This window comes from Elizabethkingia argenteiflava (assembly GCF_009904105.1).
Lineage (GTDB): Bacteria > Bacteroidota > Bacteroidia > Flavobacteriales > Weeksellaceae > Elizabethkingia > Elizabethkingia argenteiflava.
On record NZ_JAAABJ010000050.1, the window covers coordinates 1 to 278 of the forward strand.

The following is a 278-nucleotide window of genomic DNA, read 5'->3' on the forward strand; positions in this document are numbered from 1 at the left end:
AGTGTTAAAATAATTATCAGTTATTCAATATTATCCTTACTTCCAAAAGTAAGGATTTTTTGTTCCACTGCAAGAGTTTCCAATAATTTCTCTTTTGCAATAGGTTTACTATCCAAAAACGTCTGCATCGGTGTTTTACCATAACAATGTATTCCAGTATGCGTTCTTTCATTGTTGTAATAGGACAACCAACTTGTTTAAGTCTAATTGCAGTTCTTCAATACTTCTGTAAATTTTCTTTCTAAAAGCTATGGCATAAAACTCGTGCTGTATCGTTC

Annotated in this window: 1 pseudogene; it reads right to left on the reverse strand. The window is 31.7% G+C overall.

The features are described 5' to 3' along the window. Positions 1 to 20 precede the first annotated feature (20 nt). A pseudogene (locus tag GNY06_RS00245) lies at positions 21 to 278 on the reverse strand (IS3 family transposase); the annotation flags it as partial.